Annotated in this window: 14 protein-coding genes and 1 pseudogene; 6 read left to right on the top strand and 9 right to left on the bottom strand. The window is 60.6% G+C overall.

Going from position 1 to position 16,960, the window contains the following annotated elements; genetic code table 11:
* Window positions 1–141: 141 nt before the first annotated feature.
* The 3 genes from N1078_RS03535 to N1078_RS03525 all read right to left on the bottom strand — a co-directional run bounded on the left by N1078_RS03535 (window position 142) and on the right by N1078_RS03525 (window position 2,372).
* Window positions 142–612, bottom strand: coding sequence for a MaoC family dehydratase (locus N1078_RS03535; RefSeq protein WP_274086818.1), 471 nt, complete (start codon window positions 610–612; stop codon window positions 142–144).
* Window positions 609–1,571 carry an alpha/beta hydrolase gene (locus tag N1078_RS03530; protein WP_274086817.1) on the bottom strand — a complete coding sequence of 321 codons (963 nt, stop codon included), beginning with the start codon at window positions 1,569–1,571 and terminating at the stop codon, window positions 609–611. The genes N1078_RS03535 and N1078_RS03530 overlap by 4 nt, the downstream gene beginning before the upstream one ends.
* 72 nt (window positions 1,572–1,643) lie before the next feature.
* Complete coding sequence (locus tag N1078_RS03525; RefSeq protein ID WP_274086816.1) at window positions 1,644–2,372, bottom strand: substrate-binding periplasmic protein; 729 nt, start codon at window positions 2,370–2,372, stop codon at window positions 1,644–1,646.
* Window positions 2,373–2,557: 185 nt separating this feature from the next.
* Between N1078_RS03525 and fadD2 the strand changes: the two genes are divergently transcribed.
* The 4 genes and pseudogenes from fadD2 (at window position 2,558) to N1078_RS19580 (ending at window position 8,165) form a co-directional block, all read left to right on the top strand.
* A complete protein-coding gene (fadD2, locus tag N1078_RS03520; protein WP_274086815.1) occupies window positions 2,558–4,246 on the top strand; it encodes a long-chain-fatty-acid--CoA ligase FadD2 in 1,689 nt (562 codons plus the stop codon).
* 379 nt (window positions 4,247–4,625) lie between these two features.
* Window positions 4,626–6,308 (top strand): long-chain-fatty-acid--CoA ligase FadD1, encoded by a 1,683-nt coding sequence (fadD1, locus tag N1078_RS03515; protein ID WP_274086814.1) that lies wholly within the window; start codon window positions 4,626–4,628, stop codon window positions 6,306–6,308.
* Window positions 6,309–6,479: 171 nt separating this feature from the next.
* Window positions 6,480–7,307 (top strand): annotated as a pseudogene (locus N1078_RS19585) (cache domain-containing protein); the annotation flags it as partial.
* 102 nt (window positions 7,308–7,409) lie between these two features.
* The gene (locus tag N1078_RS19580) at window positions 7,410–8,165 is read left to right on the top strand and encodes a methyl-accepting chemotaxis protein (protein ID WP_411912032.1); all 756 of its coding nucleotides are present in this window, start codon (window positions 7,410–7,412) and stop codon (window positions 8,163–8,165) included.
* A gap of 112 nt (window positions 8,166–8,277) precedes the next feature.
* Here N1078_RS19580 and N1078_RS03505 read toward each other — a convergent pair whose 3' ends face one another.
* The 4 genes from N1078_RS03505 to N1078_RS03490 form a co-directional block, all read right to left on the bottom strand.
* Window positions 8,278–8,652 (bottom strand): hypothetical protein, encoded by a 375-nt coding sequence (locus tag N1078_RS03505; protein WP_274086994.1) that lies wholly within the window; start codon window positions 8,650–8,652, stop codon window positions 8,278–8,280.
* Window positions 8,653–8,654: 2 nt separating this feature from the next.
* Window positions 8,655–9,461: a putative RNA methyltransferase gene (locus N1078_RS03500; RefSeq protein ID WP_274086812.1), complete on the bottom strand. Its 807-nt coding sequence runs from the start codon at window positions 9,459–9,461 to the stop codon at window positions 8,655–8,657.
* Window positions 9,458–10,612 carry a succinyl-diaminopimelate desuccinylase gene (gene dapE, locus N1078_RS03495; RefSeq protein WP_274086811.1) on the bottom strand — a complete coding sequence of 385 codons (1,155 nt, stop codon included), beginning with the start codon at window positions 10,610–10,612 and terminating at the stop codon, window positions 9,458–9,460. Before dapE ends, N1078_RS03500 begins: the two co-directional genes overlap by 4 nt.
* An 89-nt stretch (window positions 10,613–10,701) precedes the next feature.
* A complete protein-coding gene (locus N1078_RS03490) occupies window positions 10,702–13,302 on the bottom strand; it encodes a glycosyltransferase (protein WP_274086810.1) in 2,601 nt (866 codons plus the stop codon).
* 252 nt (window positions 13,303–13,554) lie between these two features.
* On the opposite strand from N1078_RS03490, the gene tcdA reads away from it, so the two are divergent.
* Together tcdA and N1078_RS03480 are read left to right on the top strand one after the other, a co-directional pair.
* Entirely contained in the window at window positions 13,555–14,364 is an 810-nt protein-coding gene (gene tcdA / locus N1078_RS03485) for a tRNA cyclic N6-threonylcarbamoyladenosine(37) synthase TcdA (RefSeq protein ID WP_274086809.1), read from the top strand.
* A gap of 86 nt (window positions 14,365–14,450) precedes the next feature.
* Window positions 14,451–15,254, top strand: a complete 804-nt coding sequence (locus N1078_RS03480; RefSeq protein WP_274086808.1) for a substrate-binding periplasmic protein — start codon at window positions 14,451–14,453, stop codon at window positions 15,252–15,254.
* Here the strand turns inward: N1078_RS03480 and N1078_RS03475 are convergent.
* Both N1078_RS03475 and N1078_RS03470 read right to left on the bottom strand, forming a co-directional pair.
* Window positions 15,251–15,664, bottom strand: a complete 414-nt coding sequence (locus tag N1078_RS03475; protein WP_274086807.1) for a SufE family protein — start codon at window positions 15,662–15,664, stop codon at window positions 15,251–15,253. The genes N1078_RS03480 and N1078_RS03475 overlap by 4 nt on opposite strands.
* Entirely contained in the window at window positions 15,661–16,866 is a 1,206-nt protein-coding gene (locus tag N1078_RS03470; RefSeq protein ID WP_274086806.1) for an aminotransferase class V-fold PLP-dependent enzyme, read from the bottom strand. The genes N1078_RS03475 and N1078_RS03470 overlap by 4 nt, the downstream gene beginning before the upstream one ends.
* Window positions 16,867–16,960 lie beyond the last annotated feature (94 nt).

Raw genomic sequence — 16,960 nt, 5'->3', positions numbered from 1 at the left:
CGCCAAAACGGATTGCCTTGGCGCGATTGTGTGGGTGGGGCGTGCACCGCTGCAGGGAGCAGCGGTGACGTGGGCTAACAAGCTTAGAGGCTGTTTAGGAACTTGCCGCAGAAGCGGTGTACCGCTGAGCAGTTGTGCTTTTTAGCCGATGGTGATCGGCGGCAACTTTGTCAGCTCAACGGTCTGCGCTTTGCGCGGCGCGAGGATTTCCGCTTCACCGTCTACCACCATTTCATCGTTCTGGTTGAACACGCGGGTGGCTACGCGCACGCGGAATTTCGGCAGTTTTTCCAGAATTTCCAGGCGCACGGTGAGGGTGTCACCGAGTTTTACCGGCGCGGTAAAACGCATGCTCTGGCCAATATAAATGGTGCCCGGGCCAGGCAACTCACAGGCCACCGCAGCGCTGATCAACGCACCGCTGAACATGCCGTGGGCGATGCGCTCTTTGAACATGGTGGTGGCGGCGTATTCGGCATCCAGGTGCACCGGGTTGTGGTCGCCAGAGACTTCGGCAAACAGCTGAATATCGCGTTCAGTGACGGTCTTGCTGTAGTTGGCCGTTTGACCGACTTCAAGGGCGTCGTAGGGCGTGTTGCTGCTTTGGCTCATGGATGACTCGCTTGGCTTTGTGGGTGGCGCTGGCGCGGTTGGCTAAGTGCCTGGTGCAACCAGTCGATGAGGTAAGTGGTGACGTCGTCGCGGTTGCTCTCGTTGAGCAGTTCGTGACGGGCACCCGGGTAGATTTTGACCTGTACCTGCGTGTTGCCGGCGGCGATCAGGGCATTGCCCAGGTCTTGTTGACGGTGGCCGTCGCTCACGGGGTCACACGCGCCGCCAATGACCAGCAGCGGCAGGCTGTTGTCGATCTGCGCGAGGCTGCGCAGCGGCGTGATCTGTTGCAGGCCGCCGAGTAGGTCGATCCACAACTGGTTGCTGCAGCGGAAGCCGCACAGTGGGTCATTGATGTACTTATCGACCTCCAACGGGTCGCGGCTCAGCCAGTCGAAAGTCGTGCGGTTGGGCTTGAAGGCCTTGTTGAACGAGCCGAACGAGACGAACTCAAGCAGCGCGCTATAGCCCAGCGGGCCTTGCCGCCAGCGTTCGAAACGCGCGAGCAACTGGCCGGCGCGGTACAGCGCCACGGGCTGGTAGTTGGAGCCGGAGAGAATCGCCCCCTGCAAGCTACAGCTATGGTGCATGAGGTAGGCCTGGCTGATGTAGCTGCCCATGCTGTGGCCAAGCAGGAAAATCGGCGTTTGCGGGTGGCTCTGGCGCATATGGTGATTAAGGTTGGCCAGGTCATTGACCACCAGCTCCCAGCCCTTGCTGTCGGCATAGTGGCCGAGCACGCCATACTCAGCGGTTTTGCCATGTCCGCGCTGGTCGTGCGCGTACAGCTCGAAACCCTGCGCCACCAACGCTTCAGCCAGCCGTGCATAGCGGCCACTGTGTTCGGCCATGCCATGGGCCACCATCACCAATGCTTTGGGCGGTTGCTCGCTGTACCAACGATTTACGTAGAGGGGCGCCGCATCGGTGCTGTCGAGCCAGAACGCTTGGTGGAGCATGGCGAATCCCTTAAGCCTGCAGAGGCTGGGCATTGTGCACCCAGTAAGGCGTGGCGCAAAGTCCGTGCGGGTTTAGCGATTGTGCTCGCGCAAAATTTGCATGTACTCGCCACTGCTGTGCAGGTCGCGCAGGCCTTGCTCAAACACCTTGCTCCAGTCGGGCTCGCCGGCCTTGGGCTGGATAAATCCGACCAGCAGGGGAATCCGTTCCACCACGTTGCCGTGCCAGCGCAGTGTGCCGCGCAGCTGTTCATCGTTATTGATCAGGTGATTACCAACGATGTGTTCGAGCAGCACCATGTTGAAGCGTCGGGCCTTGAGTTTGCGTAGGTTGCTGATGTCGTTAACGGCCTCTTCAAGGTGCAACCCCGCGTCGAGCACATGCTGCGGGTAAGCATAACCGCGCACAATGCCTAAGGTTTGCCCACGCAGTTGCTTTAAGTCAGTGAATTGCAGCGGATAGTCGCTGCGGATAAATAGCCCCAGCTCGCTGTAAAAGAGTGGCCGCGAGGCTTGCAGCCCGTCCGCTGTAATGTCGCTGGGCCATAAGGCCATTGCGCCCTGATGGCTACGGTTTTGTAATGCCCTGCGAACGCGCAGCCACGGCATGAAATCAATCTGTACTGAGTAACCACGCACGGCAAAGGCACGGCGGGTCAGGGCGACGATGCTGCCGCCATCGGGCAGGTGTTCAGAGCTGTAGGGCGGGTACTCCAAGGTGGCCATGCGCAGCTGTGATTCGGCCTGCGCAGGCTGCGCGAGCAGAATCAGTAAGGCCAGCATGGGCAGAATCAAAGGCATGGCGAATTTTTATGGTTATGACCTGAACGGTTATACGTGGCGGCCCAGGATAGTTCCACAGGGAGCGGCAAGATTCAGTGCGTCAATGACGCTGCCAGGCTATTTGCCTGTATGGCGTTAACTGTTAAGTTCCAGCCAACTCCGCAGCGCGGATCAGACCATCTCAGGGCAAGAGGATAAAAATAATGCAGCCTGATTTCTGGAGCGACAAACGCCCGGCCGGCGTCCCCAATGACATCGATTTGGGGGCTTATAAGTCGGTTATCGAGGTGTTCGAGCGCTCGTGCAAGAAGTTCGCCGACCGGTCCGCTTTCAGCAACATGGGGGTGACACTGACCTATGCCGAGTTGGACCGGCTCTCGGCGGCTTTTGCCGCTTACCTGCAAAAGCACACTGACCTGCAGCCGGGTGACCGTATCGCCGTGCAGATGCCCAACGTGCTGCAGTATCCGATTGCCGTGTTCGGCGCGATGCGTGCCGGGCTGATTGTGGTCAACACCAACCCGCTCTACACCGCCCGCGAGATGCGCCACCAGTTCAAGGATGCCGGCGTGCGCGCGCTGGTGTACCTGAACATGTTCGGCAAGCTGGTGCAGGACGTGCTGCCCGATACCGAGATCGATTACCTGATCGAAGCCAAAATGGGCGACATGCTGCCGAGCTTAAAGGGCTGGCTGGTCAACACCGTGGTGAAGAAGGTCAAGAAGATGGTCCCTGACTACCACCTGCCGCAGGCGGTGGCGTTCAAGGATGCGCTCAAGCAGGGCCAAGGCCATGCGCTGAAACCGGTCAAGGTTGGCCAAGACGATATCGCGGTGCTGCAATACACCGGCGGCACCACAGGCGTGGCCAAGGGCGCGATGCTCACCCACGGCAACCTGGTGGCCAATATGCTGCAGGTGGATGCCTGCCTGTCGCAGCTCGGCGATGATGGCAGCCCGCTGATGAAGCAGGGCCAGGAAATCATGATCGCGCCGCTGCCGCTCTATCATATCTATGCCTTCACCGCGAACTGCATGTGCATGATGGTCAACGGTAATCACAACGTGCTGATCACCAACCCGCGGGATATCTCAGGTTTCGTCAAAGAGCTGGGTAAGTGGCAGTTCTCGGCGCTGCTGGGGCTCAACACCTTGTTCGTCGCGTTGATGGATCACCCGGAATTCAAGAACCTTGATTTCTCCCATTTCAAACTGACCAACTCCGGTGGTACCGCACTGGTCAAAGCCACGGCCGAGCGCTGGCAGGCGGTGACCGGCTGCCCGGTCACCGAAGGCTATGGCCTGACCGAAACCTCCCCGGTGGCCAGCACCAATGCCTACGGTGACAAAGTGCGCCTGGGCACTGTTGGCATTCCGGTACCGGGTACGGCGTTCAAGGTAATCGACGACGATGGCGTCGAGCAGCCCCTGGGCGAGCGCGGCGAGCTGTGCATCAAGGGCCCGCAGGTAATGAAGGGCTACTGGCAGCGCGAGGAAGCCACCGCCGAGGTGCTGGATGCCGAGGGCTGGTTCAAGAGTGGTGACGTGGCGGTGATCGACCCGGACGGCTTCGTGCGCATCGTCGACCGTAAGAAGGACATGATCATCGTCTCGGGCTTTAACGTGTACCCCAACGAGATCGAGGATGTGATCATGGCCCATCCACAAGTGGTCAGCTGTGCGGCTATCGGCGTGCCGGACGAGAAGTCCGGAGAAGCGGTCAAACTGTTCGTAGTGGCCCGCGACAGCAGCCTCGATGCCGATACGCTCAAGGCCTACTGCAAGGAAAACTTCACCGGCTACAAGGTGCCCAAGCAGATTGTCTTCCGTGATTCGTTGCCAATGACCCCCGTGGGCAAAATCCTCCGTCGCGAACTGCGCGATATCGCCTAACAAGTGTTTTCTGCTGGCCCTCAGAACCGCGTTCGCCAGTTCTGAGGCGCTGGCGAAAAACCGAGTAATCCCTCTGCAAGGCCTATAGTTCGCCGGTTCTGGCGATATTATAAGAGTGACCATAAGTCTGCGTTTAGTCATTTTAGTGACTGTAGCGGCACTTATTGGTGCTAGTCGCTGTTTGGCAAAGCTGCTACCCTCGGCCGGCTTTTTTGTGATCCGTCATCTATAGCGACCGGCCTTTAGGCCATCGCGGTGCACCCTCAAAAAATGCTCCCGGCATTTTTCTGCCGTTTAAATTATTAAAAACACGCGAATCTACAATAAACAGCCGTCTATGCGCGGTGAAGATCAAGCTGTTGCTGAGGAGTGGGCTTCCATGAACGAAAACTTTTGGAAGGATAAGTATCCCGTTGGGATTGCTGCCGAAATCAATCCTGACCAGTACCCGAATATCCAGGCGGTACTGAAAGAGTCCTGCCAACGCTTCGCCGACAAGCCTGCTTTCAGCAATATGGGTAAAACCATTACCTACGGTGAGCTGTACGAGTTGTCTGGCGTGTTTGCCGCCTACTTGCAGCAAAACACCGATTTACAGCCCGGCGACCGCATCGCCGTGCAACTGCCCAACGTGTTGCAGTACCCGGTTGTCGTGTTTGGCGCCTTGCGCGCCGGTCTGGTGGTGGTCAACACCAACCCGCTGTACACCGCACGTGAGTTGGAGCACCAGTTCAACGACTCCGGCGCCAAAGCGCTGGTCAGCCTGGCCAACATGGCCCATCTGGTTGAGCAGGTACTGCCGAAAACCGGGATCAAGACGGTCATCATCACTGAAGTGGGCGACATGCTGTCGCCGCTCAAGCGCCTGCTGGTCAACAGCGTGGTCAAGCACGTGAAGAAGATGGTGCCGGCCTACAACCTGCCGCGCGCAGTCAAGTTCACTGCAGCCATGGCCAAGGGTCGCGGTCAGACGTCTACTGACGCCGCACCGAACAATGGCGAAATCGCTGTATTGCAATACACCGGCGGCACCACCGGCGTGGCCAAGGGCGCGATGCTGACCCACCGCAACCTGATCGCTAACATGCTCCAGGTTAAAGCGCTGATGGGCGCGGAAATGAGCGAAGGCAGCGAAGTGCTGATCGCGCCATTGCCGCTGTACCACATCTACGCGTTCACCTTTCATTGCATGGCGATGATGCTGATTGGTGGGCACAACGTGCTGATCACCAACCCGCGTGATCTACCGGCCATGACCAAGGACCTGGCCAAGTACAAGTTCACCGGGTTTGTCGGCCTCAATACCTTGTTTGTGGCCCTGTGCAACAACGAGGATTTCCGCAAGCTGGATTTCTCCACTCTGAAAGCCACCTTCTCCGGCGGCATGGCCCTGCAATTGGCCACCGCCGAGCGCTGGAAGCAGGTCACGGGGTGTTCGATCTGCGAAGGTTTTGGCATGACCGAAACCAGCCCGGTGGCCTCGGTTAACCCGTTCAGCAATATCCAGATCGGCACCATCGGTATTCCGGTGCCGTCGACTCTCTGCAAGGTGGTCGACGATGACGGCGTTGAGCAGCCGCTGGGCTCGATTGGTGAGCTGTGCGTCAAAGGCCCGCAGGTGATGAAGGGCTACTGGCAGCGCCAGGAAGCCACCGACGAAGTCCTTGATGCCGATGGTTGGCTGAAGACCGGCGACATCGCGGTGATTCAGGACGACGGTTATATGCGCATCGTCGATCGCAAGAAGGACATGATTCTGGTGTCCGGCTTCAACGTCTACCCGAATGAGCTGGAAGACGTGCTGGCCACCTTGCCGGGCGTACTGCAATGCGCGGCCATCGGTGTGCCGGACGAGAAGTCGGGTGAGGCGATCAAGATCTTCGTGGTGGTCAAGCCGGGTGAAACCCTGACCAAAGAGCAGGTCATGGAGCACATGCGCGCCAATGTCACCGGTTACAAGGTGCCCAAGGCCGTCGAGTTCCGCGACATACTGCCGACCACCAACGTCGGCAAGATTCTGCGCCGCGAACTGCGTGACGAAGAACTGAAGAAAATGCAGTAACCACGCCTGCGTTTCGCCATAAAAGACCCCGATATTCGGGGTCTTTTTGTATGTGCTGAAAAACCTGCTCAATTATTTCCGGCAGCGGTCGCTATATAGCTGTAAGTAATAGTCGATACGGTAAAGCGCTGAGCCGCTGCCGTTGTCCGTCCTTCCAAGAGGTAGTTGGTGATGCTTTCAACGTTGCGCGTACGCTCCAAACTGTTGTTGCTTGCACTCGGTCCGATTTTTCTACTGGCGATTCTGCTCAGCGCCGTAGCTGTGCATCAATTGCAAAGCCTTGCCGACCAGCAGGAAAGCAAAACCCGTGAAAGCTTGATCAAGGATCGTCAAGCCGAGCTTAAGCAATATGTCGAGCTAGCCAAGAATATGCTGGCACCGCTGTATCAGGCTTCGGCGGAAGGCGATATGGCGGCGCGCGCTGAGGCCGTGAAGGTTCTTGAGCGCTTGTCTTACGGTGATGACGGCTACTTCTGGGGCTACGACGAGCAGATCGTGCGTGTACTGCAAGGCAATACCGGCAAGCAGGTCGGCGAAAGCTTCAATGATTTCCGCGACCCCAATGGCGTCTATGCCATTCGCGAGCTGGTGCGTGCCGGTATAGATGGCAGCCATTACGTGAACTACAGCTTTGTGCTGGGTGGCAGTACTGAGCTGGTGCCGAAGGTGGGGTACTCCGAGCACCTGCCGAAGTGGAAGATGGTGTTCGGTACGTCGCTGAACCTCGACGGTGTCGAGCGTGATGTGCAAGTGGCGCGTGCTGAGTTCCAAAAGAGCATCGACCGCTTGCTACTGATCATGATCGGTTCGGCCCTGGGCTTGTTGGTGGTGATTGCGATCCTCGCCATGGGCCTCAGCCAGTCGTTGCTGCGTCCACTGCTGCTGATTAAGCGCAACCTCGATGACATGGCCGCCGGCGACGGTGACCTGACGCATCGCCTGCCAATTACCAGCCAGGATGAAATGGGCGAGTTGGCCGGCTCCTTCAACCGGTTCGTGGAGAAAATTCATGGTCTGGTGCAGCAGGTCGCCGGCACGACAACCCAGCTCAGTGGCCTAGTTGGCGCAGTAGCCAGCCAGGCGCAGCGTTCGGAGCAGGCGATGGAAGGCCAGCGGCATGAAACGGACCAGGTCGCCACGGCGATTAATGAAATGTCTGCGGCGGCCCACGAAGTGGCCATGAGCGCCCAGCGCGCGGCCGAAGCCGCTCAGGAAACCGATCAGCAAGGCCAGTCCGCCAAACATGTGGTGGAATTGAATATCAAGCAGATCCATGAGCTGAGCGTGGAAATGCACAGCAGTGGTGAGTCGCTGGAAAGCCTGCAAAAAGACGTACAGGGCATCGTCAGCGTGCTTGATGTGATCCGCGCCATTGCCGAGCAAACCAACCTGCTGGCACTGAATGCGGCCATCGAAGCGGCGCGCGCTGGCGAAGCCGGACGTGGTTTTGCGGTAGTTGCCGACGAAGTGCGGGCGCTGGCGAGCCGCACCCAGCAAAGCACCGGCGAGATTCAAAGCATGATCGATCGCCTGCAAAATGCCACGGCACGCACGGTGGCCAGCATGCAGCGCGCGGGTGAGAAGGGCGAAAGCACCCGCGAACAGGCCAACCAGGCCGGCACGGCGCTGGACACCATCGCTGGCCTGATCGGCACGATCAACTCGATGAACGCGCAGATCGCCAGTGCAGCTGAAGAGCAGACCGCCGTGGCCGAGGAAATCAACCGCAGCGTGCATCAGATTGCCGGGGCGGTGGATGGCGTTGCCAGTGATGCCGCCGAGGGCGCGCAGACCTCGCGTGAACTCAATGGCCTGGCCTTGCGCTTGCAGGAATTGGTCGGGCAGTTCCGTATCTAAACGATGTTGCGCCTTGAGCGCTGTAACGAAGCGCTAAAGAAACCCGGTAAGCAGTCAACGCCCGGTTAAACAAAACCCCGCCTAGGCGGGGTTTTGTGTGTCTGTCAGTCGCTCAGTTAGCGGTGCGCCAGGTGATTTCCTCAACCCCGTCGGCGCTGATGCGCATCCAGCGGTCGGCCTGCTCGTCGCTTTCCTCTTCTTCCCAGCCGTTGGGCGCACAGCGCACTTCGACATTCAGGGCGGCAAAAGCCGCTTGCGCGCACGTGAGGTCGTCGGCCCAGGGCGTGGCGTCGCTTTCCAAAAACAGGCTGTGCCATTTGCCGACGGCCTTGGGCAACCAGGTGACGGGTACATCACCGGCCATGCATTTGTAGGTTTGGCCTTTCTGCTGCCAGGGTGTGCAGCTGCCCAGTGCGTTGCTCAACCACTCACCAATGGCGTTGTGGTCGGCGTCTTTCAGGTAAATCTCGATATCCGGTTGGCGCATGGTCATAGCTTCTCGATCCAGTCGTAGCGGATGGCAACGGTCACTGCACAGGGTTGGGCAATGACTGCGGCGCGGCGTTCGGCGCTGGCGCGCCAGCCGTGTGGGGTCATGGCCAGCAGGTCGGCGCGGGCTTCGCTGCTGTCCAGCTGTAGAGTAAATGTCAGGGTTTCGCTGTGCGCCAGGCGCATGCCTTCGGGGATCAGCTCCAGGTGCTTCTGATCATCATACTCACGCACTTCGTCATACAGCTGCTGGCGGAGCTCCATCAGGTGGTCACGGGTTGGCCCCATGCGCAGCAGGCCGCCACCGGACGCCAACAGGCGTTTGGCTTCCTGCCAGTCGAGCGGGCTGAATACGCTGGCCAGCAGTTGGCAGCTGGCATCAGCCAATGGCACGCGGGCCATGCTCGCCACCAGCCAACTGAGCTGCGGGGCGCGCTTGCAGCCGCGCTTGATTGCCTCGCGGGAGATATCCAGGGCATAGCCGTCGGCGTGTGGCAGGGCATCGGCGATTTGCGCGGTGTAGTAACCCTCGCCACAGCCAATATCCAGCCAGCGGTTCGGGTTATAGCGCGCCGCCAGCTCGGCCAGACGTTTGGCCAGGGGCGCGTAATGGCCACCATCGAGAAAGCGCCGACGCGCCTCGACCATGGCGGCATTGTCGCCTGGGTCACGGCTATTTTTGTGCTGCACCGGCAACAGGTTCAGGTAACCCTGGCGTGCGCGGTCGAAGCGGTGGTTGGCCGGGCAGGCCACACCGTTGTCTACGGGGCTCAGCGCGCCTTGGCAGATAGGGCAGGTCAGGCTCATGCGAGCAGGTTCACCAGGGTCTGATAATAAATTTCGGTAAGCACATCCAGGTCACTGGCCAATACGCGCTCGTCGACCTGGTGAATAGTGGCGTTGACCGGGCCGAGTTCGACGACTTGGGTGCCGAGGGTGGCGATAAAGCGCCCGTCGGAGGTGCCGCCGCTGGTCGACGGCTGGGTGTCACGGCCGGTGACCGCTTTGATGCTGGCGGCAACACCGTCAAGCAGGGCACCAGGCTCGGTGAGAAATGGCATGCCGGACAGCGCCCAGTCGAGGTGATAGTCCAGGCCGTGCTTGGTGAGAATCGCGTCGACCCGTTGCTGCAAGCCTTCGACTGTGGATTCGGTGGAGAAGCGGAAGTTGAACACCGCTTTCAGTTCACCGGGGATCACGTTGGTCGCGCCCGTGCCGGCATTCAGGTTGGAGACCTGGAAGCTGGTCGGCGGGAAGAACGCATTGCCTTCGTCCCAGTGCTCGGAGGCCAGTTCGGCCAGCGCCGGTGCAGCCAGGTGAATCGGGTTGCGGGCCAGATGCGGGTAGGCCACGTGGCCTTGCTTGCCGCGCACGGTGAGGGTGCAGCCGAGCGAGCCGCGACGGCCGTTCTTCACCACGTCACCGACCAGGGTGGTGCTCGATGGCTCACCGACGATGCACCAGTCCAGACGTTCGTTGCGCGCGCGCAGGCGCTCGACCACGGCCTTGGTGCCATGGTGCGCCGGGCCTTCTTCGTCGCTGGTGATCAGAAAGGCGACACGGCCCTTATGGTTTGGGTATTCGGCGACAAAGCGCTCAACGGCAATGATCATCGACGCCAGGCTGCCTTTCATGTCCGCCGCGCCACGGCCGCAGAGCATGCCGTCTTCGTCGATCAGGGCATCGAATGGCTGGTGCTGCCAGCTGTGTACCGGGCCGGTCGGTACCACGTCGGTATGCCCGGCAAAACACAGCACGGGACCGTCGTGGCTGCCGTGGGTGGCCCAGAAATTATCCACTTCCTCGATCCGCATCGGTTCGATGGTGAAGCCACAAGCCGCTAAGCGGCGCGTCATCTGTTCCTGGCAGCCTTCATCGAGCGGGGTAACGGACGGGCGGCGGATCAGCTCGCAGGCAAGCTCCAGCGTCGGGGAGAGGGGCGTGGCGTTGGCGGTCATTGCGGCTCCAAGGCGGCGTCAAGCGGAAAGGCCGCCATCTTAAAGCAAAACGGCGGCCATTGGCCGCCGTCTGGCATTCCAGTCTGCGGCTACTCAGTGGCGGCGGGCTGGGCGGGCTGTACGCTTGGCTGAGGCGCGGGCCATGACGACAGCAGGGCCATGATCAGCGCCGCCAGGTAAGGCAGTGATTGCACCAGGAGCATCGCCACCCAGAACTTTACATCGGCGCTGGGCATGCCCTGGACAACGCTAATGCCCAGTGCTGCACCCCATAGCAGCAGCATGATGAACACTTCTTCGCGAGCCTCGACCAAGGCCACCAGAATGCCGTGGTTGTTGGCCATCTTCGGGGTGCGGAAGAACGGGATGGTTTTGGTAAAGGTGCCGTACAGCACCGCCTTGGCGATGGTGTGCGACAGCGCCAAGCCAGCGATAGCCGCCTGGAATGAGCGCACCAGATCCACACCCATGGCCTTGCGGTAGAGGAACATGATTTTGCCGAACTTGAAGAAGAACAGCGCCAGCGGCGGGATGGCGAAGATCATCAGCGGCGGGTCGACCCGTTGCGGCACGATGATCATCGCCGCCGACCAGAGCAGCGCACCGACGGTGAAGAAGATATTCAGGCCGTCCGCCACCCACGGCAGCCAGCCAGCGACGAAGTGGTAGCGCTGGCCGGGCTTGAGTTGGGAACCTTTGCCGAGGAACAGGCTGCGCGCGTGGCCCTTCATGATCTGGATAGCACCATAGGCCCAGCGGAAACGCTGCTTCTTGTAGTCGATAAAGGTGTCCGGCATCAGCCCGCGGCCGAAGCTCTGGTGGGCGTAGGCGGCGCTATAGCCTTGCTCGAATACGCGCAGGCCCAGCTCGGCGTCTTCGCAGATGGTCCAATCGGCCCACTTCAGCTCGTCCATCACGGTGCGGCGGATCATGGTCATGGTGCCGTGCTGGATGATCGCGTCGCGGTCGTTGCGCGTCACCATGCCAATATGGAAGAAGCCTTTGTACTCGGCGTAGCAGAGCTTTTTGAAGATGTTTTCGTTGCCGTCGCGGTAGTCCTGCGGCGACTGCACCACGGCGATTTTCGGGTCGCTGAAGTGCGGCACCATGTATTTGAGCCAGTTTTTATCGACGCAGTAATCGGCGTCGATCACCGCCACCACTTCGGCATCTGGCGCGGTGTGCGGCAGGATGTAGTTCAGTGCGCCGCCCTTGAAGCCGGCAATCGGTGCGACGTGGAAGAAACGGAAACGCGGGCCCAATACTTTGCAGTAGGCCTCTACCGGTTCCCATACGGCCGGGTCCTTGGTGTTGTTGTCGATGATGATGACTTCGTAATCCGGGTAATCCAGCGCCGCGAGGGCGTCTAGGGTCTGTTTGACCATCTCCGGCGGCTCGTTGTAACAGGGCACGTGGATCGACACCTTGGGCCGGTAGGCGCTGTCGCTGTCCACTGGCTGGAAGGGGCGTCGGCGTGCACGGGTCCAGGCGGTTTCAGCCAGTTCATGAGCCTCGGTGAGCAGCACGATAAACACGCCGAAGGCGCCTATGCCGAGCAGCAGGCCGACCAGGGTGCTGAACCAGGTGCTGTACTGCTGGCTGTAGTCGTAGCCAATCCACACCAGGGCGGAGCCGCCGGCAAACGCGACAAAGGTCAGGAAGGTCCGCCCGCGCTGGCGCAGGGCGCTGCCGTCGATCAGCATCAAGGCCAGGCTGAGCAGTGCCAGGACCACCGAACCGATGGCCAGCAGGCGCCACTGCGGAATCGCCACCACCGGGCCTTCGAAGGCGAACTTGGGCTGACGTTCGAGGTTGTACACGCCCCAATACGCGCCGACCGAGCCTTCATCGCTGGCCTTCCACGGCTGGTCGAAGGCTTCGATGACGAAGTAGTTGTAACCCTTGGCATTCAGCGCATTAACCAGGGTGCGCAGGTAGATGGCCTGATCGGCTTGTGATGCGTCAGCGCCACCGCGCATGCGGCCGTTACTCGGCCAGCCGACCTCCGAGAGCAGCAAGGGTTTTTTCGGGAAGAGTTTTTTCAGGTCCTTGGCGCGTTCGAGAACGAAGTCGGTGGCGTCCTCCATGGGCACGAACTCCCAGTAGGGCAGCACGTGGGCGGCGATCAGGTCGGTGTGCTGCGCCAGCTCCGGGTATTCCTGCCAGATGTGCCACTGCTCGGAGGTGGTCACCGGCACCTTGACCGCCGCGCGCACGCGGTCGATGTAAGCAATCAGTGCGTCTGCTGTGACTTCCTTGCGAAATAGCGCCTCGTTACCGACCACCACGCGCACTACGCTGCGTGAGTTGTTGGCAATCTCGATGGCCTTGCTGATTTCCCGCTCGTTACGCGCCAGGTCGGGGCTGATCCAGATGCCCAGGGTCACGCGCAGGCCGAATTCCTCCGCCAGCTTGGGGATGTCGCCCAACGGACCGTCGACCGAGTAGGTGCGGATGTTGTCGGTCTGGTTGCTCAGTAGCTCCAGGTCCTCACGCATCTGCGCGTCGCTGGGGTAGGTGTCTTTCTGTGGGTTTTGCCCAGCGCGAAAGGGTGAGAAAGAAAAACCGGAGACCTGTTCCGGCCAATCAGGGGCCGTTACCGGGCGGTTGTACAGCGCCCAGATACCGGTAAACAAGGCAGCAATCGCCAGGAACATGACCAGGTTCAGTCCAAACTTACGCGAAGGCATAGTGAGCAGGTCCAGCGAAAAGGCGATGAGAAATCGACGAGCGTCGGGTGGCGCATGCTACGCCGCCGCTACAGGGCTGTATAGCCCGGCCTGTGGGGCTATCAATGGGACGATGACGGGGGCTTGAAGGTTCCTCGTGCGGCTCTATGAGGCGGCTGCTTTTCGCCTAGGCATGGCCTGCGCCAAACAGCGCTTGGGCACAGGCCAAAGGCTACCTATAATGCGCGCCGCAGCTGGGAGTGAGTGATAAAGATGCCTGTGGATGAACAACGCTTTGGCGGCATTGCCCGTTTGTATGGCCAGCAAGGGGCTGAGCGGCTGGCGGCTGCCCATGTCGCCGTGGTCGGTATTGGCGGCGTCGGCTCTTGGGCCGCTGAAGCCTTGGCCCGCTCCGGGGTGGGTGAGATTTCCCTGTTTGATCTGGATGACGTGTGCGTGAGCAACAGCAATCGTCAGCTGCATGCGCTCGACAGCACGGTTGGCCAGCCCAAGGTCGAGGTGATGGCGGCGCGCATTCGTGGCATCAACCCGGCCTGCGTGGTGCACGCGGTGGCGGATTTTGTCACCCGCGAGACCATGGCCGAGTACATTACCCCGCAGCTCGATGCGGTGATCGACTGCATCGACAGCGTTAACGCCAAGGCCGCGCTGATCGCCTGGTGTAAACGCCGCAAGATCCAGGTCATCACCACGGGCGGGGCGGGTGGGCAGATAGACCCGACGCAGATTCAGGTCGGCGACTTGAACAAGACCTGGAACGACCCACTGGCCTCCAAAGTGCGTTCCACCCTGCGCCGTGACTATGGCTTCTCGCGCACCCCAGGGCGCAACTACAGCGTGCCGTGCGTCTACTCCAGTGAGCAGCTGCGTTACCCCAAGCCCGATGGCACGGTATGTCAGTACAAGGCTTTTGTCGGTGATGGGGTCAAGCTCGACTGTGCCGGTGGTTTTGGTGCGGTGATGATGGTCACGGCAACCTTTGGCATGGTCGCTGCCGCGCGCATCGTCGACAAACTGGTGGCCGGTACGCGCCGCCCCGCAGAACGGTCGCCCACGGCCTAGCTGTTGCGGGCACGCGGTAAGGAATGACCAACGCTGGTCGATATTCAGCAGGGACATGTTGGTGGTTACCCGTTGAGGTGTTTGTGTTGTCCCTGTTGCGTCGTGCGCTAAACCGTCCCCTGCGTTATCTGCTGCCGCTGGTGCTCCTGTTGAGGGGCCTGGATGTCAGTGCTCAACCGGTTGTGCGTGTCGGTACCGGCGACTGGGCGCCTTATGTTGACCAGCAGCGTGAGGATGGTGGTGCGCTTACACACCTAATCCGTGAGATTTTCAATGCGGCAGGCTACCAGGTCGAGTTCGTTTACCACCCTTGGGAACGCAACCTGTTAATGCTGCAGCAGGGCAGCCTGGATGCGGTAATGCCCTATTCTTGTTCAGCGCAGCGGCAACACATCAGCGCCTGCAGTGATCCTCTGGTGCAGGGCGAGTTTGTATTGTTCCAGCGCAGCGAGCAGCCGCTGGATTGGGCAACTGTCGAAGACCTCAAGGTAATACGCATTGCCACCACGCTTGGTTATTCCTATGGCCCGCAGCTTGATGCGGCCCTGCAGGCTGGGGAGTTGCGCGTGCAGCAGGGTGGCAGAGAAAGCACCGGTTTACGTTTGCTGAGCCTGGGCCGTGTGGACGCCTTTGTGCAGGACCGTGCGGTGGGCTATGCCATGTTGCGCCGCATGTTCTCACCGGCTGAGCGTCCGGCCATCAGCCATCACCCGCGCATTCTCAATCGCGAGTCGCTGCATCTGCTGTTTCGCAAGAACGAAGCCCAGGCCGATCAATTACGTGCGCTGTTCAATGACGGTTTACGTCAGTTGAACGAGAGGGGCGAATTACAGCGGTTGCAGCAGCATTTAAATTCGCTCGACCCTGCTGCGGGTCAGCGTGCGCTTTAGTCGTCGCTTGCCAGCAACTGCTGCATACGTGTGAGCACCGCCTGTAAGCCGTTGCTGCGAGAGGGTGAGAGGTTGCGCGCCAGGCCGAGTTGGGCAAACCAGTCGGGCAGGTCCAGCTGCTGCAGCTCCGACAGGGGCAAGCCGTTGACCCGTACCAGCAACAAGGCGAGCAGCCCGCGCAGCAAGCGTGCATCACTGTAAGCGCGAAACTGCCGGTATTGCCCCGTCGCCTCGATCAGCAGCCAGACCTGACTTTCACAGCCGCTGACCCGATTGTCTTCACCGTGCTCTCTGTCGCTGAGTGGCGTCAGCTGATCGCCCCACCGCATCAACAAACGTGCCCGTTGTTCCCAGCCCTTGCAGGCGCTGAAACTATCCAGGGCAGCTTGGGCGCTGGCGGGCAGGCTCATTGCAACAGCTCCAGGGCTTGGTCCAGTGCGGTGAAAAGGCGCTGTAGATCCGCCGCATCGTTATACAGCCCGAGGGATACGCGAAGCGCGCCGCTTAGGCCGAGGCCCTGCAGCAAAGGCATAGCGCAGTGATGGCCGGCGCGCACGGCAATGCCTTGTTCGCTCAGCAGGTGGGCGAGGTCGGCATGGTGCACTCCCTCGATCACGAAACTGGCCAGGGCGACGTTCGGCGTGCCGAGCAGGCGTAGCCCCTGGCGCTGCTGCAGGCCGCTGAGCAGCTCGGCGTGTAAGGCGGCTTCATAAGCATTAACGGCGCTGGCATCGAGGCTGGCCAGATAATCCAGGCTGGCGCCGAGGGCAATCACCGCGGCAATCGGCGGTGTGCCGGCTTCAAAGCCCAATGGCGCTGGGCGGAAGCTGGCGTTGCGGTAGTCGGTGTGCAGCAACATCTCCCCACCAAACTGCCAGTGCGCCAGTTGCTCTAAGGCGTGCGTGCGGCCGTAAAGCAGGCCGACCCCGTCTGGGCCATAGAGCTTGTGGCTGGAGCAGACGTAGAAGTCGCAGCCGAGTGCCTGCACATCGTGGCGGCCGTGCACAACGCCTTGGCTGCCGTCCACCACGGTCAGCGCGCCTTGCGCCTGTGCCAGGGCCAGCAGCGATGCAAGTGGCTGCCTACTGCCGAGTACATTGGACAGCTGGCTGACTGCGAGCAAGCGAGTGCGCGGGCCGATCAGTTGCGCGGCTTGCGCTAGATCGATCAAACCGTGGCTATCCAGCGGCAACACCACCAGCTTGAGTTGACGGCGCAGAGCCAGCTGTTGCCAGGGCAGCAGGTTGGCGTGATGTTCCAGCGCGCTAATGACGATCTCATCGCCCGGCTGAAACTGCTGTTCCAGGCCATAGGCCAGCAGGTTGAAGGCTTCGGTGGCGCTACGGGTGAAGATGATCTGCTGCGCGTCGGCGGCATTCAGCCAGCGTGCAACCTGCTCACGGGTGGCCTCGAAGGCACGGGTGGCACGTTCGCCCGGTACATGCTGGGCACGATGCACATTGGCGGCGCCGCCGGCGTAATAGCCGAGCAGGGCCTCGAGCATAGCCTGGGGTTTTTGTGCGGTGGCGGCGCTGTCCAGGTAGGTCTGGCCCTCGGCTTCAAGGGCCAAAATGCCAGGGAAGTCAGCGCGCCAAGGGGATTGGATAGGCATGGGTAAGCAATCGAGACCGTAGGATGGGTTGAGCGCTGCGATATCCATAATGAGCGTGATGGGTATCGCAATGCTCAGCCTATCCTACAAAACT

Origin of the sequence: Pseudomonas sp. MIL19 (genome assembly GCF_028680365.1) — a bacterium.
Classification (GTDB): Bacteria; Pseudomonadota; Gammaproteobacteria; order Pseudomonadales; family Pseudomonadaceae; genus Aquipseudomonas; species Aquipseudomonas spirodelae.
This window is presented reverse-complemented; position numbering and strand designations above follow the sequence as displayed.

Excerpts from the sequence above, each read along its gene's own strand:
- tcdA (WP_274086809.1), top strand. The coding sequence starts at position 13,555 with ATGCCTGTGGATGAACAACGCTTTGGCGGCATTGCCCGTTTGTATGGC.
- N1078_RS03475 (WP_274086807.1), bottom strand. The coding sequence starts at position 15,664 with ATGAGCCTGCCCGCCAGCGCCCAAGCTGCCCTGGATAGTTTCAGCGCC.
- N1078_RS03490 (WP_274086810.1), bottom strand. The coding sequence starts at position 13,302 with ATGCCTTCGCGTAAGTTTGGACTGAACCTGGTCATGTTCCTGGCGATT.
- N1078_RS03530 (WP_274086817.1), bottom strand. The coding sequence starts at position 1,571 with ATGCTCCACCAAGCGTTCTGGCTCGACAGCACCGATGCGGCGCCCCTC.
- dapE (WP_274086811.1), bottom strand. The coding sequence starts at position 10,612 with ATGACCGCCAACGCCACGCCCCTCTCCCCGACGCTGGAGCTTGCCTGC.
- N1078_RS03525 (WP_274086816.1), bottom strand. The coding sequence starts at position 2,372 with ATGCCTTTGATTCTGCCCATGCTGGCCTTACTGATTCTGCTCGCGCAG.
- N1078_RS03505 (WP_274086994.1), bottom strand. The coding sequence starts at position 8,652 with ATGCGCCAACCGGATATCGAGATTTACCTGAAAGACGCCGACCACAAC.
- fadD2 (WP_274086815.1), top strand. The coding sequence starts at position 2,558 with ATGCAGCCTGATTTCTGGAGCGACAAACGCCCGGCCGGCGTCCCCAAT.
- N1078_RS03500 (WP_274086812.1), bottom strand. The coding sequence starts at position 9,461 with ATGAGCCTGACCTGCCCTATCTGCCAAGGCGCGCTGAGCCCCGTAGAC.
- fadD1 (WP_274086814.1), top strand. The coding sequence starts at position 4,626 with ATGAACGAAAACTTTTGGAAGGATAAGTATCCCGTTGGGATTGCTGCC.
- N1078_RS03470 (WP_274086806.1), bottom strand. The coding sequence starts at position 16,866 with ATGCCTATCCAATCCCCTTGGCGCGCTGACTTCCCTGGCATTTTGGCC.
- N1078_RS03535 (WP_274086818.1), bottom strand. The coding sequence starts at position 612 with ATGAGCCAAAGCAGCAACACGCCCTACGACGCCCTTGAAGTCGGTCAA.
- N1078_RS19580 (WP_411912032.1), top strand. The coding sequence starts at position 7,410 with ATGGAAGGCCAGCGGCATGAAACGGACCAGGTCGCCACGGCGATTAAT.